General features: G+C 71.4%; 20 protein-coding genes. 17 read left to right on the forward strand and 3 right to left on the reverse strand.

The window, feature by feature from the left end:
* The first annotated feature begins 25 nt into the window (after positions 1 to 25).
* From purB to AWC30_RS11490, 9 genes are all read left to right on the forward strand, one after another.
* Complete coding sequence (gene purB / locus AWC30_RS11450; protein WP_085110356.1) at positions 26 to 1,444, forward strand: adenylosuccinate lyase; 1,419 nt, start codon at positions 26 to 28, stop codon at positions 1,442 to 1,444.
* A 5-nt stretch (positions 1,445 to 1,449) separates the two neighbouring features.
* Entirely contained in the window at positions 1,450 to 2,697 is a 1,248-nt protein-coding gene (locus tag AWC30_RS11455) for a cytochrome P450 (RefSeq protein WP_085110357.1), read from the forward strand.
* Positions 2,694 to 3,722 (forward strand): tellurite resistance/C4-dicarboxylate transporter family protein, encoded by a 1,029-nt coding sequence (locus tag AWC30_RS11460; RefSeq protein WP_234808051.1) that lies wholly within the window; start codon positions 2,694 to 2,696, stop codon positions 3,720 to 3,722. Before AWC30_RS11455 ends, AWC30_RS11460 begins: the two co-directional genes overlap by 4 nt.
* Positions 3,723 to 3,731: 9 nt before the next feature.
* Positions 3,732 to 4,625, forward strand: a complete 894-nt coding sequence (locus AWC30_RS11465; protein WP_085110358.1) for a phosphoribosylaminoimidazolesuccinocarboxamide synthase — start codon at positions 3,732 to 3,734, stop codon at positions 4,623 to 4,625.
* The gene (locus AWC30_RS11470; RefSeq protein WP_085110359.1) at positions 4,622 to 6,718 is read left to right on the forward strand and encodes a S9 family peptidase; all 2,097 of its coding nucleotides are present in this window, start codon (positions 4,622 to 4,624) and stop codon (positions 6,716 to 6,718) included. The genes AWC30_RS11465 and AWC30_RS11470 overlap by 4 nt, the downstream gene beginning before the upstream one ends.
* 178 nt (positions 6,719 to 6,896) lie before the next feature.
* The gene (locus AWC30_RS11475) at positions 6,897 to 7,388 is read left to right on the forward strand and encodes a glutathione peroxidase (RefSeq protein WP_085110360.1); all 492 of its coding nucleotides are present in this window, start codon (positions 6,897 to 6,899) and stop codon (positions 7,386 to 7,388) included.
* Positions 7,388 to 8,743: a DUF2254 domain-containing protein gene (locus AWC30_RS11480; RefSeq protein WP_085110361.1), complete on the forward strand. Its 1,356-nt coding sequence runs from the start codon at positions 7,388 to 7,390 to the stop codon at positions 8,741 to 8,743. The genes AWC30_RS11475 and AWC30_RS11480 overlap by 1 nt, the downstream gene beginning before the upstream one ends.
* A 59-nt stretch (positions 8,744 to 8,802) precedes the next feature.
* Complete coding sequence (locus AWC30_RS11485) at positions 8,803 to 9,507, forward strand: DUF2334 domain-containing protein (protein ID WP_085110362.1); 705 nt, start codon at positions 8,803 to 8,805, stop codon at positions 9,505 to 9,507.
* Between the two features lie 288 nt (positions 9,508 to 9,795).
* Positions 9,796 to 11,439, forward strand: coding sequence for an FAD-binding dehydrogenase (locus tag AWC30_RS11490; RefSeq protein ID WP_085110363.1), 1,644 nt, complete (start codon positions 9,796 to 9,798; stop codon positions 11,437 to 11,439).
* 256 nt (positions 11,440 to 11,695) lie between these two features.
* Here AWC30_RS11490 and AWC30_RS11495 read toward each other — a convergent pair whose 3' ends face one another.
* On the reverse strand, positions 11,696 to 12,334 hold the full coding sequence (locus tag AWC30_RS11495; RefSeq protein ID WP_085110364.1) for an MBL fold metallo-hydrolase: 639 nt from the start codon (positions 12,332 to 12,334) through the stop codon (positions 11,696 to 11,698).
* Between the two features lie 44 nt (positions 12,335 to 12,378).
* On the opposite strand from AWC30_RS11495, the gene AWC30_RS11500 reads away from it, so the two are divergent.
* The 3 genes from AWC30_RS11500 to purQ are packed head-to-tail and all read left to right on the forward strand — an operon-like array spanning position 12,379 to position 13,980.
* Complete coding sequence (locus AWC30_RS11500) at positions 12,379 to 13,029, forward strand: ATPase (protein ID WP_234808052.1); 651 nt, start codon at positions 12,379 to 12,381, stop codon at positions 13,027 to 13,029.
* Between the two features lie 40 nt (positions 13,030 to 13,069).
* Positions 13,070 to 13,309 carry a phosphoribosylformylglycinamidine synthase subunit PurS gene (purS, locus tag AWC30_RS11505; RefSeq protein ID WP_085110365.1) on the forward strand — a complete coding sequence of 80 codons (240 nt, stop codon included), beginning with the start codon at positions 13,070 to 13,072 and terminating at the stop codon, positions 13,307 to 13,309.
* Positions 13,306 to 13,980: a phosphoribosylformylglycinamidine synthase subunit PurQ gene (gene purQ / locus AWC30_RS11510; protein ID WP_085110366.1), complete on the forward strand. Its 675-nt coding sequence runs from the start codon at positions 13,306 to 13,308 to the stop codon at positions 13,978 to 13,980. The genes purS and purQ overlap by 4 nt, the downstream gene beginning before the upstream one ends.
* A 7-nt stretch (positions 13,981 to 13,987) precedes the next feature.
* On the opposite strand, the gene AWC30_RS11515 is transcribed toward purQ, so the two are convergent.
* Complete coding sequence (locus AWC30_RS11515) at positions 13,988 to 14,791, reverse strand: family 1 encapsulin nanocompartment shell protein (protein ID WP_085110367.1); 804 nt, start codon at positions 14,789 to 14,791, stop codon at positions 13,988 to 13,990.
* A complete protein-coding gene (locus AWC30_RS11520) occupies positions 14,788 to 15,807 on the reverse strand; it encodes a Dyp-type peroxidase (RefSeq protein WP_085110368.1) in 1,020 nt (339 codons plus the stop codon). Before AWC30_RS11520 ends, AWC30_RS11515 begins: the two co-directional genes overlap by 4 nt.
* A gap of 50 nt (positions 15,808 to 15,857) precedes the next feature.
* On the opposite strand from AWC30_RS11520, the gene AWC30_RS11525 reads away from it, so the two are divergent.
* The 5 genes from AWC30_RS11525 to AWC30_RS11545 are packed head-to-tail and all read left to right on the forward strand — an operon-like array spanning position 15,858 to position 22,230.
* Entirely contained in the window at positions 15,858 to 17,147 is a 1,290-nt protein-coding gene (locus tag AWC30_RS11525; protein WP_085110369.1) for a M18 family aminopeptidase, read from the forward strand.
* A 40-nt stretch (positions 17,148 to 17,187) separates the two neighbouring features.
* On the forward strand, positions 17,188 to 19,473 hold the full coding sequence (purL, locus tag AWC30_RS11530) for a phosphoribosylformylglycinamidine synthase subunit PurL (protein WP_207568432.1): 2,286 nt from the start codon (positions 17,188 to 17,190) through the stop codon (positions 19,471 to 19,473).
* Positions 19,474 to 19,482: 9 nt separating this feature from the next.
* Positions 19,483 to 21,213: an alpha/beta hydrolase gene (locus AWC30_RS11535; RefSeq protein WP_085110370.1), complete on the forward strand. Its 1,731-nt coding sequence runs from the start codon at positions 19,483 to 19,485 to the stop codon at positions 21,211 to 21,213.
* The gene (locus AWC30_RS11540; protein WP_085110371.1) at positions 21,210 to 21,827 is read left to right on the forward strand and encodes an Rv0804 family intramembrane glutamic endopeptidase; all 618 of its coding nucleotides are present in this window, start codon (positions 21,210 to 21,212) and stop codon (positions 21,825 to 21,827) included. The genes AWC30_RS11535 and AWC30_RS11540 overlap by 4 nt, the downstream gene beginning before the upstream one ends.
* A 1-nt stretch (position 21,828) precedes the next feature.
* Positions 21,829 to 22,230 carry a sterol carrier family protein gene (locus tag AWC30_RS11545; RefSeq protein WP_085110372.1) on the forward strand — a complete coding sequence of 134 codons (402 nt, stop codon included), beginning with the start codon at positions 21,829 to 21,831 and terminating at the stop codon, positions 22,228 to 22,230.
* Positions 22,231 to 22,275: the final 45 nt, after the last annotated feature.

Genomic DNA, 22,275 nt, shown 5'->3' on the forward strand with positions numbered 1-22,275 from the left:
TCGGCCGGGCCGTAAGCTGACCGGCGTGACCGTTCCCAACGTGTTGGCCACCCGCTACGCCAGCGCCGCGATGACCGCGATCTGGTCGCCGACGGCCAAGATCGTCGCCGAGCGGCGGCTGTGGCTGGCGGTGCTTTCCGCCCAGACCGAGCTCGGCGTCGACGTGCCCGACGGCGCGGTCGCCGACTACGAGCGGGTGCTCGATCAGGTGGACCTGGACTCGATCGCGGCGCGCGAGCGCATCACCCGCCACGACGTGAAGGCCCGCATCGAGGAGTTCAACGCGCTGGCCGGCCACCAGCAGATCCACAAGGGCATGACCAGCCGCGACCTCACCGAGAACGTCGAGCAACTGCAGGTGCGCCAGTCCCTCGAGCTGGTCTTCGACCACGCGGTGGCGGTCGTGGCGCGGCTGGCCGAACACGCGCTGGCCCAGCGCGACCAGGTGATGGCCGGTCGTAGCCACAACGTCGCCGCGCAGGCCACCACGCTGGGCAAGCGGTTCGCCTCCGCCGCCCAGGAGACGCTGCTGGCGCTGACCCGGGTGCGCGAGCTGATCGACCGGTACCCGCTGCGCGGCATCAAGGGCCCGATGGGCACCGGCCAGGACATGCTCGACCTGTTCGGCGGCGACACCGCCAAGGTGGCCGAACTGGAGCGGCGCGTCGCCGAGCACCTCGGGTTCGCCACCGTGCTGACCAGCGTCGGGCAGGTCTACCCGCGCTCGCTGGACCACGACGTGCTCTCCGCGCTGGTGCAGGTCGGCGCCGGGCCGTCGTCGCTGGCCCACACCATCCGGCTGATGGCCGGCCACGAGCTGGTCACCGAGGGCTTCGCGGAGGGACAGGTGGGCTCCTCGGCGATGCCGCACAAGATGAACACCCGCAGCTGCGAGCGGGTCAACGGCCTGCAGGTGGTGCTGCGCGGCTACGCCTCGATGGCCGCCGAACTGGCCGGTGCGCAGTGGAACGAGGGCGACGTGTTCTGTTCGGTGGTGCGCCGGGTCGCGCTGCCGGATGCGTTCTTCGCCCTCGACGGGCAGATCGAGACCTTTTTGACCGTGCTCGACGAGTTCGGCGCCTACCCGGCGGTGATCGGCCGCGAACTGGACCGGTACCTGCCGTTCTTGGCCACCACCAAGATGCTGATCGCCGCGGTGCGCGCCGGCGCGGGCCGCGAGGAGGCCCACGAGGTCATCAAGGAGCACGCGGTGGCGGTCGCGCTGGCGATGCGCGAACGCGGCGCCGAGCCGGACCTGCTGGACCGGCTGGCGGCCGACCCGCGGTTGCCGCTGGATGCCGCCGCGCTGGACGCGGCGCTGGCCGACCGGGCCGCGTTCACCGGGGTGGCCGCCGACCAGGTCGACGCGATCGCCGCCGAGGTCGACGCGCTGGTCGCCCGGCACCCCGAGGCCGCTCGCTACCGACCGGGCGCGATCCTGTAGCCGCCATGGGGATTCCGGCCGCGATGACGGGGATCGACTTCACCGACCTGGACAACTTCGCCGGTGGATTCCCGCACCCGCTGTTCGCGATCCACCGCCGCGAGGCCCCGGTCTACTTCCACGAGCCGACCGAGCACACCCCCGACGGGGAGGGCTTCTGGTCGGTGGCCACCTACCGCGAGACGTTCGCGGTGCTGCGCGACGCGGAGACCTACTCCTCGGTGACCGGTGGCGAACGCCCCTACGGCGGCACCATCCTGCAGGACCTGCCGGTGGCCGGGCAGGTGCTCAACATGATGGACGACCCGCGCCACGCCGCGATCCGCAAACTGGTCAGCAGGGGGTTGACGCCGCGGATGATCCGGCGGGTCGAGGAGGACCTGCGCCACCGCGCCCGACTGCTGCTCGACGACATCGAACCCGGTGTGCCGCTGGACTTCCTGGTCGACGTCGCCGTCGAACTGCCGATGCAGATGATCTGCATCCTGCTCGGCGTCCCGGAAGCCGACCGGCACTGGCTGTTCGAGGCGATCGAACCCAACTTCGACTTCCGCGGTTCGCGGGAGGCCGTCGTCTCCCGGCTCTCGGTGCAGGAGGCCGGCTCCCGGATCTACGCCTACGGCCAGGAACTGATCGCCGCCAAACGCGCCCACCCGACCGACGACATGCTCTCGGTGGTCGCCAACGCCACCATCGACGACCCCGACGGCGACGAGCTCAGCGACCTCGAGCTGTACCTGTTCTTCAACCTGCTGTTCAGCGCGGGTGCGGAGACCACCCGCAACGCCATCGCCGGTGGCCTGCTGGCGCTGGCCGAGCACCCCGAGCAACTGCGCCGGCTGCGCGCCGACCCGCAGCTGCTGCCGAGCGCGGTCGAGGAGATCATCCGCTGGACGTCGCCGTCGCCGTCGAAGCGGCGCACCGCAACCCGCGAGGTCAGCCTGGCCGGCCGGCGCATCCGGCCCGGCGAGAAGGTGCTGGTGTGGGAGGGCTCGGCCAACCGGGATCCGGCCGCCTTCGCCGACCCCGACACCTTCGACGTGGGCCGCAAACCCAACCCGCATCTGGGTTTCGGACAGGGCGTGCACTTCTGCCTCGGGGTCAACCTGGCCCGCCTGGAGTTGCGGGTGCTCTACGAGGAACTGCTGGCCCGGTTCGCCGGGGTGTCGGTGGTGGCGCCGGTCGAGTGGGCGCGCAGCAACCGGCACACCGGAATCCGGCACCTGGTGGTGGAATTCGCCTCGGGGACATGACCGCCGCGCTGCGCACGATGGCCGCCGGGCTGCGCACGGCGACCCCGTCGCCGGACGTGTTCGCGGCGGTGATGGCCACCGGGGTGCTGTCGATCGGGGCACGCCAACACGGCTACCGGCTGCTCAGCGAGGCGCTCGGTGTGCTGGCCTCGGTCGGGCTGGCGGTGCTGGTGCTGGCGGTGGCGGCCGCGATGCTGCGGCAGCGTCGGGCCGGACTCTGGGACCTGTCCGACCCCGACGTCGCGCTCGGGCTGTTCACGTTCGTCGCGGCCTGCGCGGTGCTGGACAGCCGGCTGGAGCACCACCGGATCTGGGTACAGGTGCTCGGTCTGGTGGCGCTGGTGGCCTGGGCGACGCTGGCCGTGCTGACCGTGCGCGACATGGCGGCCCATCGCTGGGCGCAGCTGCGCGACCGCGCCCACGGCGCCTGGCTGCTGGCCAGCGTCGGCACTTCCGGGCTGGCGATCGTCATCGCCCAGATGGTCCGGTTCACCGGCCAGCACCGGTGGCTGGTGGTGGCGGTGCCGGTCTGGCTGATCGCGCTGGCGGTGTATCTGCTGATGGTGTGGCTGATCCTGTGGCGCGCCGCCCATGAACGGCCGATCCGGGACGGCTTCGAGCCCGACACCTGGATCCTGATGGGCGGGCTGGCGATCGCCACCCTGGCCGGCGATCACCTCGGCGCGCTGGTCCCTGCGGCGCTGACCGGGACCGTGCAGGGCATCACGCTGGCCACCTGGGTGGGCGCCACCCTGTGGATCCCGCCGCTGATCTATTTCATGCTGCACCGCATCCACCAGCGGCCGGCCATGCTGCAGTTCCACGGGGTGTGGTGGGCGCTGGTGTTCCCGCTGGGCATGTACGCCGTGGCCAGTTTCGCCACCGCCGAACACCTGGGCCGCCCGGCGCTGCAGACGGTGTCGCTGGTGTTCTTCTGGGACGCCCTGGCGGCCTGGGCGATCGTGGTGGTGGCCGGGCTGCGGCGGGCCTTCACCCGCGGCGGGCGGCCGGCGCGGGCGGGTTAGGCTGGCCCGATGCCCCGTCCCGCACTGTCTGACTACCAGCACCTGGGCAGCGGCAAGGTCCGTGAGCTCTACCGTATCGACGACGAGCACCTGCTGTTCGTGGCCACCGACCGCATCTCCGCCTACGACCACGTGCTGGACACCGAGATCCCCGACAAGGGCCGGATCCTGACCGCGATGAGCGTGTTCTTCTTCGACCTCGTCGACGCCCCCAACCACCTCGCCGGCCCGCCGGACGACGAACGCATCCCCGAAGAGGTGCTCGGCCGCGCCCTGGTGGTGCAGCGGCTGGAGATGCTGCCGGTGGAGTGCGTGGCCCGCGGCTACCTGACCGGCTCGGGGCTGGTCGACTACCAGCGCAGCGGCAGTGTGTGCGGCATCGGCCTGCCTGCCGGTCTGCAGGAGGCCAGCCGGTTCTCCACCCCGCTGTTCACCCCGGCCACCAAGGCCGACATCGGCGAGCACGACGAGAACATCCCGTTTGCGACCATGATCGAGATGATCGGCGGGGTGCGCGCCAACCAGCTGCGCGACCGCACCATGCAGACCTATGTCCAGGGAGCCGACCACGCGCTGACGAAGGGAATCATCATCGCGGACACCAAGTTCGAATTCGGTGTCAACTCCGGCGGCCACGTCGTGCTCGCCGACGAAATCTTCACCCCGGACTCCTCGCGGTACTGGCCCGCCGACGAGTACGAGGTCGGCAAGACCCAGGACAGCTTCGACAAGCAGTTCGTCCGCAACTGGCTGACCGGCGCGGAGTCCGGCTGGGACCGCGACGGCTCCGACCCGCCGCCACCGCTGCCCGACGACGTCGTCGACGCCACCCGCAGCCGCTACATCGAAGCCTACGAACGGATTTCCGGGCTCTCCTTCGACGATTGGATCGGTACCCGATGAGCGCCGTGCCGCCGGTCGCCAAACGGGTGGAGACCACCCGCAGTCACCACGGCGACGTGTTCGTCGACCACTACGAGTGGCTGCGCGACAAGTCCGACCCCGAGGTCATCGCCCACCTCGAAGCCGAGAACGCCTACACCGACGCGCTCACCGCGGATCAGGAGCCGTTGCGCCGCCGCATCTTCGACGAGATCAAGGCGCGCACCAAGGAGACCGACCTGTCGGTGCCCACCCGCCGCGGCGACTGGTGGTACTACGCGCGCAGCTTCGAAGGCCGCCAGTACACCGTGCACTGCCGCTGCCCGGTCACCGAACCGTCGGACTGGAACCCGCCGGAACTCGACGAGCACACCGACATCCCCGGCGAGCAGGTGCTGCTCGACGAGAACGTCGAAGCCGAGGGCCACGAGTTCTTCTCCCTCGGTGCGGCGTCGGTCAGCCCCGACGGCACCGTGCTCGCCTACTCGGTGGACGTCGTCGGCGACGAGCGATACACCTTGCGGTTCAAGGACTTGACCACCGGGCGGCACTACCCCGACGAGATCACCGGCATCGCCGCGGGCGCCACTTGGGCCACCGACAACCGCACCGTCTACTACCTGACCGTCGACGCCGCCTGGCGCCCCGACACGGTTTGGCGGCACCGGCTCGGCGCCGGGCTGCCCGCCGAGCGGGTGCACCACGAGCCCGACGAACGGTTCTGGCTCGGGGTGGGCCGCACCCGCAGCGACGCCTACCTGATCATCGCCGCCGGCTCGGCGATCACCACCGAGATGCGTTACGCCGATGCGGGCGACCCGCACGCCGAGTTCACCGTGGTGCTGCCGCGCCGCGAGGGCGTCGAATACGGGGTGGAGCACGTCGTGGTCGGCGGGCAGGACCGGTTCCTGATCCTGCACAACGACGGCGCGGTCAACTTCACGCTGGTCGAGGCGCCGGTCTCGGACCCGAGCGCGCAGACCACGCTGATCGCGCCCCGCGACGACGTCCGCCTCGACGGGGTGGACGCTTTCGCCTCCCACCTGGTGGTCAGCTACCGCGCCGAAGCGCTCCCGCGCATGCAGCTGTGGCCGATCGAGGCCGACGGCTACGGCGCACCCAGCGACATCACCTTCGACTCCGAACTGATGTCGTCGGGGCTGGGCGCCAACCCGAACTGGGATACGCCGCGACTGCGGATCGGCGCGACGTCGTTCCTCACCCCGATGCGGGTCTACGACCTCGACCTGGCCACCGGGGAGCGCATCCTGCTCAAGGAGCAGCCGGTGCTCGGCGACTACCGTCGCGAGGAGTACGTCGAGCACCGCGACTGGGCCACCGCCGACGACGGCACCCGTGTCCCGCTGTCGGTCATCCACCGTCGTGGCATCGAATTCCCCGCTCCGGCAGTGCTCTACGGCTACGGAGCCTACGAGTCGTGTCAGGACCCGCAGTTCTCGATCGCGCGACTGTCGCTGCTGGACCGCGGCGTGGTGTTCGTGATCGCCCACATCCGGGGCGGCGGCGAGATGGGCCGGCTGTGGTACGAGAACGGCAAACTGCTGGACAAGAAGAACACCTTCACCGACTTCGTCGCCGCCGCACGTCATCTCGTCGACACCGGGGTCAGCACCCCGGAGCGGCTCGCCGCCTACGGCGGCAGCGCGGGCGGGCTGCTGATGGGCGCGGTGGCCAACCTGGCGCCGGAGCTGTTCGCCGGGATCCTCGCGGTGGTGCCGTTCGTGGACGCGCTGACCACGATCCTGGACCCGTCGTTGCCGTTGACGGTCACCGAGTGGGACGAGTGGGGCAACCCGTTGGAGGACCCCGAGGTCTACGCCTACATGAAGTCCTATTCGCCGTATGAGAACGTCACCGCCCAGCCGTATCCGGCGATCCTGGCGATGACCTCGCTGCACGACACCCGGGTCTACTACGTCGAGCCGGCGAAATGGGTGGCCGCGCTGCGCGAGGCCAACGCCGATGGGCGCCCGGTGCTGCTCAAGACGCAGATGAGCGCCGGGCACGGCGGGGTGTCCGGCCGCTACGAACGCTGGAACGAAACGGCGTTCCAGTTCGCCTGGCTGCTCGACATCGTCGGCGCGGGCTCCTAGCCCGCCCCCCGCGCCGCTGCGGCCCCCGCCTGAGCTCCACCCACCCCGAGCGCGCAATCCTCGCCCGAGCGCGCAATCCTCGCCCGAGCGCGCAATCCTCGCCGAGTGAAGCTGTAGGGTGGAAAAACACGCCCGCGGCCGCCATGAGGCTTCACTCGCGCACGGTAACGTCAGCGCTATGACGTCGCTCACCGAGATTCCGCTGACCACCCTCGACGGCCGACCCACCTCGCTGGCCGACTACCAGGACCGGGCGGTGCTGGTGGTCAACGTCGCCTCCAAGTGTGGGCTGACCCCGCAGTACACCGCGCTGCAGAAGCTCGCCGAGGACTACGCGGACCGCGGGCTCACCGTGATCGGTGTGCCGTGCAACCAGTTCATGGGCCAGGAGCCGGGCAGCCCGAAGGAGATCGCCGAGTTCTGCTCCACCAACTACGGGGTGACCTTCCCGCTGCTGGCCAAGACCGCGGTCAACGGCGACGACCGCCACCCGCTGTACGCCCGGCTCACCGAGGCCGCCGACGCCGACGGGCAGGCCGGCGACGTGCAGTGGAACTTCGAGAAATTCCTGCTCGCCCCGGGCGGGAAGGTCGTCAACCGGTTCCGGCCGACCACCGCGCCTGATGCCGCCGAGGTGATCGAGGCCATCGAGGCAGTCCTCCCCGGCTGATGAGGCTGCTCGGGCTGTCGAGGTCGCGGCTGACCAACGTGCACGCCGCGTCGGTCGGCTACCGCTTCCGGGAGAGCCTGTTTCTGCTGCCGGTGCTGGTGGTCGTCGCCGGGATGGCCCTGGCGGTGATCACCCACGCCGTCGACAAGGCGCTGGCACACCACGACACCGTGCCGTTCACGCTGCCGATGGACAGCAATGTCGCCACCACGCTGCTGGCCACCATCGCGGGCGCGACGATCACCACCGCCGGGGTCATCTTCTCGCTGACCATCGTGAGCCTGCAGCTGGCCAGCTCGCAGCTCTCGCCGCGGGTGATGCGCTGGTTCATCCGCGACCGGCTCAGCCAGATGGTGATCGGCCTGCTGGTGGCCACCTTCGTCTACTGCGTGCTGACGCTGCCGACGTTGACCGGCGAGACCTCGGTGCCCGCCCCGCCGATCTCGGTCACGGTGGCCGTCGTGCTCACCATCGTCACGATCATCGTCATCATCGCCCACCTCGATCACCTCGCGCATCGGCTCGAGGTCGGGCAGGTGGTGCGCGAGATCGCCGCCGAGGGCTCCGCGGTGATCGACGCCGTCGCCGCGGCCACCGCGCGGGAGAAACCCGCACCGGAGTGCAATATGCGCGCACCCGAGGACGCGCTGCGCCTCACCTCCCCGATCAACGGCTGGGTCAGCCGGGTCGATGTGGACCGCCTACTCGCGGTGCTGCCGGCCGGGGCGACGATCCGGCTGGAGACCCGGGTGGGCGCCTACATCCACCGCGGCCAGCCGGTGGCCACCGTCTGGCCGCCGCCGCAGCGGGCCAAACGTCTGGAGCGGCAGGTCGCCCGCGCGGTCGCGGTCAGCGGAAGCCGAACCATGCAGGAGGACATCGACTTCGCGTTCCGTCAGCTCGTCGACATCGGATTGCGCGCACTGAGTTCGGCGATCAACGACCCCACCACCGCGGTCGAGGCCACCCTGCGGGTCGGCAGCCTGTTGCGCCGGCTGCTGCTGGTCCCCGCCCCGGCGCGCGCGGTCGCAGGCGCCGACGGCCGGATCCTGTTGCGGCCGTGGAACCTCGACGCCGGTGAGTACATCGCCCACGGCTTCGACCAGCTGCGTCAGGTCGCGCCTCGCCAGCCCCTGGTGGCCGCCACCCTGCTTCGGGTGCTGCGGATGCTGATCTTCCACGTCGAACAACACGACCGCCCCGAACACGTTCCCGCGCTGCGTGAGCAGATCGACCTGCTGCTCGAGGCGCTCGACAAGGCCGATCTGAGCCCCCACGACCTCAAACGCCTACGCGCGGTGTCGATGAACGTCACCGACCCGGCCGACCACAGTTACCGCGGCCTGACACCCTGAGCACCGCCAGGTCGCCTGCGCTTCACCGTCCGGACACTTGGGTCGGGCAGGCTGGGGCCGTGACTGGAGAACTGATCGTTTCGGTGTCGCGGATCGGCGCGCACACCCGCGACGACGTCGCACGCTTCTGCGCCGAACTGGACGCCCGCAACATCCCGACCTCGCTGCTGGTGGCGCCGCGCCTGAAGCACGGCTACCGACTGGAGAACGACCCGAGGACCGTGGCCTGGCTCACCGAGCGCCGCGCCGGCGGCGATGCCGTCGTGCTGCACGGCTACGACGAGGCCGCCACCCGCGGCAGGCGCGCCGAGTTCGCCCTGCTGCCCGCCCACGAGGCGAACCTGCGACTGCTCGGCGCCGACCGTGTCCTCGAACACGTCGGACTGCGCACCCGGCTGTTCGCCGCGCCCGGCTGGGTGGTCTCGCCGGGCGCATTGCAGGCGTTGCCGCGCAACGGGTTCCGCCTGGTGGCCGGGCTGCATGGCGTCACCGACCTGGTGACCGGCGTCACCGCACCGGCACGGGTCCTCGGTATCGGGGAAGGTTTCCTCACCGAGCCGTGGTGGTGCCGGATGCTGGTGCGCGCCGCCGACCGCACCGCGAGCCGCGGCGGCACCGTGCGCTTGACCATCGCCGCCACGCAGTTGGACAAGCCCGCGCCGTTCCAGGCGATGCTCGACGCCGTCGACGCCGCGCTGTCCCACGGAGCGGTCCCGGCCGCCTACCGTTGGCAGCGCGCCGACGCGGTCGCCGAGGTCGCCTGACCCCCGCCCGCCTGTCCTCGCGCCGCCAACCCCCGCGTCACCCATCCCCGCGTCGCCTACGCCCGCGTCGCCCATCCCCGCGCCGCCCATCCGCGTCGCCCATCCCCGCGAGTGAAGTTCCTGGGCGGAAAAACCGCCCAAATTCCGCCATAGAGCTTCACTCGCGGGCGAGTCCGCGGGTGGTCCGCGGGCGAGTCCGCAGACGAAACCGCGCGCGGAGCCGTCGACTGGAACTGTCGTCTTGAGATCGAGCCGCAACCCGGCCGGCAGCGACTAGGCTCGGACGCCATGGATGCTGACGCCATCATCGTCGGAGCCGGCCTGGCCGGGCTGGTCGCGGCCTGCGAACTGGTCGACCGCGGTCGCCGGGTGCTCATCGTCGACCAGGAGAACGCCGCCAACCTCGGCGGGCAGGCCTACTGGTCGTTCGGCGGGCTGTTCTTCGTCGACAGCCCCGAACAGCGTCGCCTCGGCGTGCGGGACAGCCATGAGTTGGCGTTGCAGGACTGGCTGGGTACGGCCGGCTTCGACCGCGCGGAAGACCACTGGCCGCGGCAGTGGGCGCACGCCTACGTCGACTTCGCCGCCGGAGAGAAGCGCAGTTGGCTGCGACAGCGTGGGCTGAAGATCTTCCCGCTGGTGGGGTGGGCCGAACGCGGCGGCTACGATGCCCTCGGCCACGGCAACTCGGTACCGCGCTTCCACATCACCTGGGGCACCGGGCCCGGACTGGTAGAGATCTTCGCCAACCGGCTGTTGGACCATCCGCGGGTGCGGTTCGCCTACCGGCACCGGGTCGACGAACTGATCGTCGAGCAGGGTGCGGTGACCGGGGTGCGCGGGGCAGTGCTGGAACCTTCGTCGCTGCCGCGCGGGGTCGCGTCGTCGCGGACCACGGTGGGCGACTTCGAACTTCGCGCACCCGCCGTGCTGGTGACCAGCGGCGGGATCGGCGCGAACCTGGACCTGGTGCGCAAGAACTGGCCGTCGCGGATGGGGCGGGTGCCCGAGCAGTTGCTGGCCGGGGTGCCGGCGCACGTCGACGGCCGCATGATCGGCATCACCGAGGACGCGGGCGGACGGGTGATCAACCGAGACCGCATGTGGCACTACACCGAAGGCATCACCAACTACGACCCGGTCTGGCCCGACCACGGCATCCGCATCATCCCCGGGCCGTCGTCGCTGTGGCTGGACGCGGCGGGCAAGCGACTGCCCGGGCCGCTGTATCCCGGGTTCGACACGCTCGGCACGCTGGAGTACATCGCCGGCTCGGGCTACGACTACACCTGGTTTGTGCTCAACGCCAAGATCATCGAGAAGGAGTTCGCCCTCTCCGGACAGGAGCAGAATCCCGATCTGACCCACCGCAGCCTGCGTCAATTGCTGTCCTCGCGCGCCAAGTCCGGCCCGCCGCCGCCGGTGCAGGCCTTCGTCGACCGCGGAGTGGACTTCGTGCACGCGAGTTCGCTGCGCGAGCTGGTGGCGGCGATGAACGATCTGCCCGACGTGCTGCCGCTGGACTACGCCACCGTCGAGGCCGAGGTCACCGCTCGCGACCGCGAGGTGGCCAACAAGTTCAGCAAGGACGGCCAGATCACCGCGATCCACGGCGCACGCGCCTACCTGGGCGACCGGGTGAGCCGGGTGGTGGCGCCGCACCGCATCACCGACCCGAAAGCCGGCCCGCTGATCGCGGTCAAGCTGCACATCCTCACGCGGAAGACGTTGGGCGGGTTGGAAACCGACCTGGACTCCCGGGTGCTCACCGCCGACGGCTCCCCGCTGTCCGGGCTGTATGCCGCCGGGGAGGTCGCCGGGTTCGGCGGTGGCGGGGTGCACGGTTATCGCGCGCTGGAGGGCACGTTCCTGGGCGGCTGCATCTTCTCCGGCCGCGCGGCCGGGCGGGCCGCCGCCCGCGATACCGCGTAGGGGCTCGCCGGGCGCCCGCCCGCGCCCGTGCCGAATGCCCAGCGTGCGCGTATGTTCACGCTCGCGCTCGAACGTGAACCTGTGCGCACGCTCGTCGGAGTAGGGCTGCGAGGCCTGCACCCGCCCACGCCGAACGTGCGCGTATGTTCACGCTCGGCCTCGAACGTGCGCCTGTGCGCACGCTCGGCGTTGGGTGGCGGGCGTTGGGTGGCGGGCGTTGGGGCGGGAGTAGGGCAACAGGCGGTAGACCCACCCCTCAGAACCGCACCGACGACTCCTCGGGCAGCACCTGAAAGTCCGTGTCGCACATCTCGGCGAGCCGCGAGTGGTAGATGCCGCGGGCATCGGGGGCGATGATGCCCTGGTGGATCGGCACGGCCTGCGCGGGCGCCACCGCCCGCAGGTAGTCGACGGCCTCGGCGATCTTCATCCACGGCGCGGCCGCCGGGGTCGCCAGCACCGCCACCGGCTCATCGGGCACGAACAGCGCGTCACCGGGATGCATGAACGCCGCCCGCTCATCGCCGTCGTCCACCAGATACGAAATGTTGTCCACCACCGGGATTTCCGGGTGGATCACCGCATGCTTGCCACCCACCCCGCGAACGGTCAACTCACCGATCGTCAGTCGGTCGCCGACCTGCACCGCCCGCCACGGCTCGCCGAGTTGCGCGGCGGTCTGCGGGTCCGCATACAGTGCCGCACCGGGATTGGCGTCGATGAGCGCCGGCAGCCGCGCGGTGTCGGCGTGGTCGGGATGCTGATGGGTGACCAGGATCGCCGACAGGCCGGTGATGCCCTCGAAGCCGTGGGAGAACGTCCCGGGGTCGAACAGCACGGTGGTGTGGCCGAAGTCGGCGAGCAGGCAGGAATGCCCGAAATGCGTCAGTTCCATACCCCCGATTGTGCGACGATTGCCCGCGGAGGGGGTGAGGTTCGGTGCGACGTGTCCTGGCCGCGGTCCTGCTGGCCGCCGCGTTCCCGATGGCCCCGACCGCCCACGCCGAGCCGGAGACCTGCCCGGCGGTCTGCGACCGCATCCCGAACACCGCCTGGATCGCACCCGGCGCCCTACCGCTCAACACCGTCTACCGCTGGCCGCGACCGGCCGACATCGCCCAGCCAGGCCCGCCGCGATTCCGGTTCGAGGAACTCTGCGCCACCCCCACCGTGCCAGACGATCCCCGCAACTACGCCGTTCGCGGACAGGCCACCGTCGTCAACCCGGACGGGCAGTGGCAACTGGACGCCCAGATCCTGCACTGGCGCGGCGAGACCTGGCGCGGCGGCGAGCTGACCGCCCAGGCCTACCGCGGCGCCGTCGACGCGGTGCTGTCCTGCCAGCGCACCGCTCCCGCCCAGTCGCCGTCGCTGACCGTCGAGGACGGCCGCGGGATGGCCGCGGTGATCTCCGGGCCGCTGGTCGTGCACACCTACCTGGTGTCGCACCCGGCCAGCAGCACGCTGGCCGCGCTGACCCTGTGGTCCGCCTCCCCGCCCGCGGTGGGGTGGCCGATCCTCGACGACACCCGGGTGCTCGATGCGCTGGCGGCACCGCTGTGTGCGGCCTATCTGGGCTCGTGCGGATAGAGTTGGCGCCGAACCAGAAGTCCAACAGCAAGGAGCGGCGGTGGCCCGGGTGGTGGTGCACGTGATGCCCAAAGAGGAGATCCTGGACCCCCAGGGCCAGGCGATCGCCGGCGCGTTGGGCCGGCTCGGGCACACCGGGGTCGCCGCGGTGCGGCAGGGCAAACGCTTCGAACTCGAGGTCGACGACACCGTCGGCGACGACGAACTCGCCGAGATCGCCGAATCCCTGCTGGCCAACACCGTGATCGAGGACTGGTCGATCAGCCGGGAGCCGCAGTGACCGCCCGGGTGGGAGTGATCACCTTCCCCGGCACCCTCGACGACGTCGACGCCGCCCGCGCCATCCGCTACGTCGGCGCCGAGCCGGTGTCGCTGTGGCACGCCGACGCCGACCTCAAGGGCGTCGACGCGGTCGTCGTTCCCGGCGGCTTCTCCTACGGCGACTACCTGCGTGCCGGCGCCATCGCCCGGTTCGCGCCGGTGATGACCGAGGTCGTCGACGCCGCCGGCCGCGGCCTGCCGGTGCTGGGCATCTGCAACGGCTTCCAGGTGCTCTGCGAGGCCGGCCTGCTGCCCGGGGCACTCACCCGCAACGCCGGGCTGCACTTCCTCTGCCGCGACGTGTGGCTGCGGGTCACCTCGACCCGCACCGCCTGGACGACGCGGTTCGAGCCCGACGCCGACCTGCTGGTCCCGCTGAAATCCGGGGAGGGCCGCTACGTCGCCCCCGACGCGGTCCTCGACGAGCTCGAGGGTGAGGGCCGGGTGGTGTTCCGCTACCTGGAGAACCCCAACGGCTCCCAGCGCGACATCGCCGGCATCGCCTCGGCCAACGGCCGGGTGGTCGGGTTGATGCCGCACCCGGAGCACGCCATCGAGGCGCTCACCGGCCCCTCCGACGACGGGTTGGGCCTGTTCTACTCCGCGCTGGACGCCGTTTTGACCGCCTGAGCCGACGTCAGGACGTCTGCAGGCAGACCGACGCCTCGTCGGTGTAGCTGAGGAAGGTCAGCGTCTCCTGCAGGTACAGCTGCACGGTGTCGGCGTCGTGACCCAGGTAGCCGATCGACACGTCGGTGCCCAGCTGCAGGTCGAAGTCGCCGCCGCGGGTGGTCACCACGAACGCCCCGTCGATGGCCGGCGCCCAGATGATGTCGCCCTCGCCGACCAGCCGGCGGATGTGCTCGCGGACCGGGTAGCCGTGCTGGGTGGTCTCGCTGACCTGGGTGTAGGTGTCGGCCGACAGCAGCACTGAGTACGGCCCGTCCACACCGGCCAGCCGCAGCTCGGAGAGCGCCTGGCTGATCACATCGGGGATCTCGCGGGCGTCGGCGGGCAGGGTCAGCGCCGGGTTGGAGCTGGTGGCGCGGATGCCGTCGATCGAGGCGGCCGGGTAGCCCTCGAAGATGGCCCGGTCCTCGGCGAACGCCAGCTTCTTGGCGGCGTCCTTGACCGGGTCGAAGTCGGCGTCATTGGAGCCGCGCTCCACGTCGTCGATCTCGGCGCGGGACAGGGTGAACGGCACCCGCAGCCGCACCAGCGGCTTGCTGTCGCGCAGCTGGGCGATCACTCCGTCGCCGGGGGCGTCGACGGCGGTCAGCCGCCCGGTGCCGATCGCGGCGGCCTCCGGACCGCCGGCGTCGGACACGTCGACCACCCGGCGGCCGGCGATGTGCCGCTTGAACGTGCGGGAGGCCTCCTCCTCGATCTCCGCCCAGGCGGCGTCGGTGACGGGGGCGAGCTCACGGTAGAGGTTGTTCATTGCGGGTGTCCTTTCAGGCTGCCGATGGTCAACGTGCCGGGTGTGCCGGCCGGCGCCGGGTTCGCGGATGCCTCCGGGGTACCCGGCAACGGCGGCGGATCATCCAGGAATTCCAGGGTGGGGGTGAAGAACAGCCCGCCGGTCAGCGCGGTGGAGAAATCCAGGATGCGGTCGGTGTTGCCGGGCGGGTCGCCGAGGAACATGTTGCGCAGCATCTGCTCGGTGATCGCCGGGCTGCGCGAGTAGCCGATGAAGTAGGTGCCGTGCTCGCCGGCGCCGACCTTGCCGAACGGCATGTTGGCGCGCACGATGTCCAGTTCGTTGCCGTCCTCGTCCTCGATCACGTTCAGCGCGACGTGCGAGTCGGCGGGTTTGACGTCGTCTCCGAACTCGATGTCGTCCTGTTTGGTGCGCCCGATCACCCGTTCCTGCTCGGTGGTGGGCAGCGCGTCCCAGGCCGACATGTCGTGGACGTACTTCTGCACGTGGACGTAGCTGGAGCCGGCGAAGTGCGGGTCCTCGTCGCCGACGCTGATCGCGGCCACGCCTTCGTCGCCGACCGGGTTCTCGGTGCCGTCGACGAAGCCGAGCAGGTCGCGGTTGTCGAAGAACCGGAAGCCGTGCACCTCGTCGACGACGGTGACCGCGTCGCCGATCGCGGTGAGGATCCGTTTGGCCAGGTCGTAGCAGACGTCCATGGTCTCGGCGCGGATGTGGAACAGCAGGTCGCCGGGGGTCGACGGGGCGGTGTGCCGTGGGCCCTGCAGCGCCTCGAACGGGTGCAGTTCGGCCGGTCGTGGCCCGCTGAACAGCCGGTCGAACGCCGCCGAGCCGATCGAGGTGACCAGCGACAGCCCCTTGGTGGGGTCGCGGAAGTTGATCGCGGTGGTCAGCCCCGCGAAGCCGGGCAGTTCGGCGTGCACGGTCTGTTCGCCGCCGTCGTCGATGGTGGCGACGAGGAAGAGGGCGGCACAGGTCAGCGGACGTACGACGGGTTGGGAACGCACGGGTGCCACGTCTTCGACCCTAACGCGCCCCGCGGACCCGGATGGGAAAGACTGGAGTCATGACGGCCACAGCTGCGGAGTTATGCCGGTTCATCGACGCCTCACCGTCGCCGTTCCATGTCTGCGCGACGGTCGCCGAGCGGCTGCGCGACGCCGGCTACACCGAGGTGGCCGAGGCGGACCGGTGGCCGGCGAGTGGGCGGCTGTTCACCCGCCGTTCCGGCTCGATCGTGGCCTGGCACGCCGCCGAGCGGCCCGGCCGCGGCTTCCGCATCGTCGGCGCCCACACCGACAGCCCCAACCTGCGGGTCAAGCAGCACCCGGACCGGCAGGTCGCCGGCTGGTCGCTGGTCGCGCTGCAGCCCTACGGCGGGGTGTGGCTGAACTCTTGGCTGGACCGCGACCTGGGGATCAGCGGCCGGCTGTCGGTGCGGTCGGACTCGGCGCTCCGCGACGTCCTGGTCCGGGTCGACGAGCCGATCCTGCGGGTGCCCCAGTTGGCGATCCACCTCGCCGAGGACCGCAAGGCGCTGGCCCTGGACCCGCAGCGGCACCTGAACGCGGTGTGGGCGGCCGGGGAGGGTGCCGGTTTGTACTACCAGACCACCGGTTTCCTGGACTACGTCGCCGAGCGCGCCGGGGTGGCCGTCGACGACGTGCTGGGTTTCGACCTGATGACCCACGACCTGGCGCCGTCGCGGCTCACCGGGGTCGGCGAGGCGTTCGTCAGCGCGCCGCGGCTGGACAACCAGGCCAGCTGCCATGCCGGGCTGACCGCCCTGCTGGCCGCCGAACCCGGCGAGCAGACCCCGGTGCTGGCGCTGTTCGACCACGAGGAGGTCGGCTCCACCTCCGACCACGGCGCCGGCTCCGAGCTGCTGTTGACCGCCCTGGAGCGCATCGTGGCCGCCGCAGGCGGTGACCGGCAGGACTTCCTGGCCGCGCTGCCCGGCTCGCTGCTGGCGTCGGCGGACATGGCGCACGCCACCCACCCCAACTACCCGGAGCGCCACGAGCCGGGGCATCAGATCGCGGTCAACGCCGGCCCGGTGCTCAAGGTGCACCCCAACCTGCGTTACGCCACCGACGGGCGCACCGCCGCGGCGTTCGCGCTGGCCTGCCAGCAGGCCGGGGTGACGTTGCAGCGCTACGAGCACCGCGCCGACCTGCCCTGCGGGTCGACGATCGGGCCGATGACCGCTGCCCGCACCGGCATCCCCACCGTCGACGTCGGCGCACCGCAGCTGGCGATGCACTCGGCGCGGGAGTTCATGGGCGCGGCCGACGTCGGCGCCTACGCCGCCGCGCTGGGCGCGTTCCTGGCCCCGGGGGGAGCGCCGGCGCGGTGATCCGCGGCGACCGGCCCACTAAGCTGTGGTCGTGACGCCCGTGCCCCCCGAACACCTCGACACCGTCGACCACGCCGCCGCCACCCCCGACCAGCCCCAGCCGTTCGCCGAGCTGGGTCTCAAGGACGACGAGTACGCCCGCATCCGCGAGATCCTCGGCCGTCGGCCCACCGACGCCGAGCTGGCCATGTACTCGGTGATGTGGAGCGAGCACTGCTCCTACAAGTCCTCCAAGGTGCACCTGCGCTACTTCGGCGAGACCACCACCGAGCAGATGCGCGAGGCCATGCTCGCCGGCATCGGCGAGAACGCCGGGGTGGTCGACATCGGCGACGGCTGGGCGGTCACCTTCAAGGTCGAATCCCACAACCACCCGTCGTATGTGGAGCCGTACCAGGGCGCGGCCACCGGGGTCGGCGGGATCGTCCGCGACATCATGGCGATGGGCGCGCGCCCGGTCGCGGTGATGGACCAGCTGCGCTTCGGCGCCGCCGACGCCCCCGACACCCGCAGGATGGTCGACGGGGTGGTCCGCGGCATCGGCGGCTACGGCAACTCCCTCGGCCTGCCCAACATCGGCGGCGAGACCGTCTTCGACGCCAGCTACGCGGGCAACCCGCTGGTCAACGCGCTGTGCGTGGGCGTGCTGAAAAAAGAGGACCTGCACCTGGCGTTCGCCTCGGGCACCGGCAACAAGATCATCCTGTTCGGCGCCCGCACCGGCCTCGACGGCATCGGCGGGGTGTCGGTGCTGGCGTCGGACACCTTCGCCGGCGACGAGGCCGGCGCCGGGCGCAAGAAGCTGCCGGCGGTGCAGGTCGGTGACCCGTTCACCGAGAAGGTGCTCATCGAATGCTGCCTGGAGCTCTACGCCGCCGAGCTGGTCGTCGGCATCCAGGACCTCGGCGGGGCCGGATTGTCCTGCGCCACCTCGGAATTGGCGTCCGCCGGCGACGGCGGCATGGCCATCGACCTGGAGAAGGTGCCGCTGCGCGCCGAGGGCATGACCCCCGCCGAGGTGCTCTCCAGCGAATCGCAGGAACGCATGTGCGCGGTGGTCGCCCCGGAGAACGTGGAGAAGTTCCTGGCGGTCTGCGCCAAGTGGGACGTGCTGGCCACCGTCATCGGTGAGGTCACCGACGGCGACCGGCTGGTCATCACCTGGCACGGCGAGACCGTCGTCGACGTCCCGCCGCGCACCGTCGCCCACGAGGGCCCGGTCTACCAGCGGCCGCTGGCCCGCCCGCAAACCCAGGACGCCCTCAACGCCGACACCACCGCCGGGCTGCCCCGCCCGGCCACCGGCACCGACCTGCGCGACACCTTGCTGGCGCTGATCGGCAGCCCGCACCTGTGCAGCCGGGCGTTCATCACCGAGCAGTACGACCGCTACGTGCGCGGCAACACCGTGCTCGCCGAGCACGCCGACGGCGGCATGCTGCGCATCGACGAGACCACCGGGCGTGGCATCGCGATCTCCACCGACGCGTCGGGCCGCTACACCCAGCTCGACCCCTACGCCGGCGCTCAGCTCGCCCTGGCCGAGGCCTACCGCAACGTCGCGGTCACCGGGGCCACCCCGATCGCGGTCACCAACTGCCTCAACTTCGGCTCCCCGGAGGACCCGGGAGTGATGTGGCAGTTCGCCGAGGCGGTCCGCGGACTTGCGGATGGCTGTGCGGCCCTGGGGATTCCGGTCACCGGCGGCAACGTCAGCTTCTACAACCAGACCGGCGCCACCCCGATCCTGCCCACCCCGGTGGTCGGGGTGCTCGGCGTCATCGACGACGTGGACCGGCGCATCCCCACCGCGTTCGGCACCGAACCCGGCGAGACCCTGATGCTGCTGGGGGAGACCCGCGACGAGTTCGACGGCTCCATCTGGGCGCAGGTGGTCGCCGACCACCTCGGCGGGCTGCCGCCGGCGGTGGACCTGCAGCGGGAGAAACTGCTCGCCGACGTGCTGACCGCCGCCTCCCGCGACGGGCTGCTCTCGGCCGCCCACGACCTCTCCGAAGGGGGGCTCGCCCAAGCGGTCGTGGAATCCGCGCTGGCCGGGGAGACCGGCTGCCGGATCGTGTTGCCCGAGGGCGTCGACCCGTTCGTGTACCTGTTCTCCGAATCCGCCGGGCGGGTGCTGGTCGCCGTCCCGCGCACCGAGGAGAGCCGGTTCACCGCCATGTGCGAGGCCCGCGGGCTGCCCGCCACCCGCGTCGGCGTGGTCGACCAGGGCTCCGACAGCGTCGAGGTGCAGGGCCAGTTCACCGTGTCGCTGGCCGAACTGCGCAGCACCTCCGAGAGCGTGCTGCCCGGACTGTTCGGATGACCGTGCCCGATGAGCGCACCGGCTGACCAGCGGCTCACCAGTGCCGCCCGGCCGCTGCTGGCGTGGGCGTGGGGGCTGCTGCGGCTGGATTTCGTCGGCGTGGCGTTCGGGGCGCTGCTGTTCTGCCTGTCGCTGACCCCGTCGCTGCTGCCCCGGGACTGGTTGTTCCAGGGGCTGATCGGCGCCATCAACGCCGTCATCGGCTACGCGCTCGGGGTGGGCATCGGAGCGGTCGTGCACCGACTGGTGCTGCGCAACGCGACCTGGTGGCCGCCCCCGCCGCCGGTGCTGCGGGCACTGAAGGCGACCGTGGTGATCGTCGCACCGATCGCGTGTGTGGGGATGCTGATCCCGGCCGCGTCGTGGCAGCGGCAGGTCTCCGCGCTGATGGAGCTGCCCGGCCCGGGCACCGCGGGCTATCTGCGCACCCTGCTGGTGGCCGCCGGGGCCGCGGCTGCCGCCATCGCGGTCGCGCGCGTACTCATCGACGTCACCAAAGCGTTGTCGCGCATGCTGATCCGGCGGTGGCACCTGCACAGTGAGGTGGCGCTGTTCATCGGGACCGCGATCGTGGTGGTGCTGGGGGTCACGCTGATCAACGGCGTGCTGGTGCGCGGCTTCTTCCTCGGCGCCAACACGGTTTTCGAACCGCGCAACAACGCCACCGATCCCGGGGTGAGCCGGCCGATGGCCCCGCAACGCTCCGGCAGCCCGGAGTCGCTGGTGTCGTGGGACGGACTGGGCCGGCAGGGCCGCAACTTCGTCGCCGGCGGACCGAGCGTCGACGAACTGACCGCACTCACCGGCCGGGAGGCCAAGGAGCCGATCCGGGTCTACGCCGGCCTGCACAGCGCCGATGATGCCGACGAGCGAATGGCGTTGCTGGTCAAGGAACTCGAGCGCACCCGCGCCGCCGAACGCGAGGTGCTGGTGATCGTGCCGACCACCGGCACCGGCTGGATCAACCCGGTCGCCGCGGACTCGCTGGAGATGATGTACGGCGGGGACACCGCGATCGTCGGCGTGCAGTATTCCTATCTACCCAGCTGGATCTCGTTCCTCGGCGACGAGGAGAAGTCGCTGGCCGCCGGGCGCGCGCTCATCGACACCGTGCAGGGTTGGTGGCAGGACCTGCCGGTCGCGCACCGGCCCAAGCTCGCGCTCTACGGCGAAAGCCTCGGCTCACTGGCCGGGCAGGGCGCCTTCGACTGGCTGCCCGACGTCGCCGACCGGGGCTTCGACGCGGTGCTGTGGGTCGGCCCGCCGAATGCCAGCCGGCTGTGGCGGGAACTGGAGGCGCGCCGCGACCCGGGCACCCCGGCGGTGGAGCCGCGCTACGACAACGGCCGCACCGTGCGCTTCTCGCAGGCCACCGACCCGGCCGACATCGCCGAGGTCGCCGCCCCGCCCTGGCCGGGACCGCGCGTGCTCTATTTGCAGCACGCCTCCGACCCGGTGGTGTGGTGGTCACCGGATCTGCTGTTCTCCCAACCGGATTGGCTGACCGAGACGCCCGGACCGGACCGCAGCGCCTCGATGCGCTGGTACCCGATCGTCACGTTCTGGCAGGTCGCCTTCGACATCACCAACGGCGAAGCCGTCCCGGAGCGCCACGGACACAACTACGGCGACACCATCCTCGACGGCTGGGCCGCCGTGCTGCCGCCCGACGGCTGGGACAGCGCCGACACCGAGAGGATCCGCGCCGCCCTGCGCGCCGAACCGGACACGGTGCCATGACCAGGGACCGGATCTCCGCACTGCTGCTCGGAGCGGGGCTGATCGGCTGGAGCTTCGCGGTCGCCGCCATCCCGCTGCGCTGGCGCACCCCGGTGCAGGCGCTGGGAGCCACCGCGCTGGCGGCGGTCTTCGGTGCGCCGCTCGGGCTGCACCGGGTCGGCCTCGGTGCCGGCCTGCGGCTGGGGCTGCCACTGGCCGGCACCGTCGCCGCCGGCACCGCCGCGTCGACCGCCCTGGCGCCGGTGCGCGCCGCGATGGCGCTGCGCGAACTGCCGCCGCCGGCCGGATGGCTGCTGTGGCGCATCCCGCTGGGCACCGTGTGGGCCGAGGAGGCGGCGTTTCGCGGTGCACTGGCCACCGCCGCCGAGAACGGTTTCGGACCCACCGGCGGGCGCCTGCTGCAAAGCGCCGTGTTCGGGCTGTTCCACATCGCCGACGCCCGCGCCGGCGGCACCCCGGTGCTGCCCACCGTCGCCGTCACCGCGGCGGCCGGCTGGCTGTTCGGTGCGCTGGCCCGACGCTCGGGCAGCCTGGCCGCCCCACTGCTGGCCCACCTGGCGATCAACCAGTCCGGCGCCGTGGCCGCCCTCGCCGTCCAGCGGGACCGGCGCTGAGATGGCCGCCCGCCGCCCACCCGACCCGGTGCAGACCCGCGCCGCCGTGCAGGCCCTGGCCGGCTGGCTGCACGCCGACCCCGCCGACGCCGCCGAGGCGCCGGCGCGCGCCGACCTGGCCGCCGCGGTGCGGCTGACCGCCCGCACCCTGGCCGCCGTCGCCCCCGGCGCGTCGGTGGAGGTGCGCATCCCGCCGTTCGTGGCCGTGCAATGCGTCGCCGGGCCGCGGCACACCCGCGGCACCCCACCCAACGTGGTGGAGACCGACCCGCGCACCTGGCTGCTGCTGGCCTGCGGGCTGCTCACCATGCAGCAGGCCGTCGACTCCGGTGTGATGCAGCTCTCCGGCATCCGCGCTGGTGAGATCGGGTCCGCGCTTCCGTTGATGCGGCTGGACGGTTGAGCCGGTTACACTGCGACCGTCACCAACCCCGCGCCAGGGAGCCGC

It is taken from the genome of Mycolicibacillus trivialis (genome assembly GCF_002102395.1).
GTDB classification, from domain to species: Bacteria; Actinomycetota; Actinomycetes; order Mycobacteriales; family Mycobacteriaceae; genus Mycobacterium; species Mycobacterium triviale.

What these genes read in the sequence shown, in the direction of transcription:
- AWC30_RS11455 (WP_085110357.1), top strand. Translation starts at nt 1,450, where the DNA reads ATGGGGATTCCGGCCGCGATGACGGGGATCGACTTCACCGACCTGGAC.
- AWC30_RS11460 (WP_234808051.1), top strand. Translation starts at nt 2,694, where the DNA reads ATGACCGCCGCGCTGCGCACGATGGCCGCCGGGCTGCGCACGGCGACC.
- AWC30_RS11465 (WP_085110358.1), top strand. Translation starts at nt 3,732, where the DNA reads ATGCCCCGTCCCGCACTGTCTGACTACCAGCACCTGGGCAGCGGCAAG.
- AWC30_RS11470 (WP_085110359.1), top strand. Translation starts at nt 4,622, where the DNA reads ATGAGCGCCGTGCCGCCGGTCGCCAAACGGGTGGAGACCACCCGCAGT.
- AWC30_RS11475 (WP_085110360.1), top strand. Translation starts at nt 6,897, where the DNA reads ATGACGTCGCTCACCGAGATTCCGCTGACCACCCTCGACGGCCGACCC.
- AWC30_RS11480 (WP_085110361.1), top strand. Translation starts at nt 7,388, where the DNA reads ATGAGGCTGCTCGGGCTGTCGAGGTCGCGGCTGACCAACGTGCACGCC.
- AWC30_RS11490 (WP_085110363.1), top strand. Translation starts at nt 9,796, where the DNA reads ATGGATGCTGACGCCATCATCGTCGGAGCCGGCCTGGCCGGGCTGGTC.
- AWC30_RS11495 (WP_085110364.1), bottom strand. Translation starts at nt 12,334, where the DNA reads ATGGAACTGACGCATTTCGGGCATTCCTGCCTGCTCGCCGACTTCGGC.
- AWC30_RS11515 (WP_085110367.1), bottom strand. Translation starts at nt 14,791, where the DNA reads ATGAACAACCTCTACCGTGAGCTCGCCCCCGTCACCGACGCCGCCTGG.
- AWC30_RS11525 (WP_085110369.1), top strand. Translation starts at nt 15,858, where the DNA reads ATGACGGCCACAGCTGCGGAGTTATGCCGGTTCATCGACGCCTCACCG.
- AWC30_RS11535 (WP_085110370.1), top strand. Translation starts at nt 19,483, where the DNA reads ATGAGCGCACCGGCTGACCAGCGGCTCACCAGTGCCGCCCGGCCGCTG.
- AWC30_RS11540 (WP_085110371.1), top strand. Translation starts at nt 21,210, where the DNA reads ATGACCAGGGACCGGATCTCCGCACTGCTGCTCGGAGCGGGGCTGATC.
- AWC30_RS11545 (WP_085110372.1), top strand. Translation starts at nt 21,829, where the DNA reads ATGGCCGCCCGCCGCCCACCCGACCCGGTGCAGACCCGCGCCGCCGTG.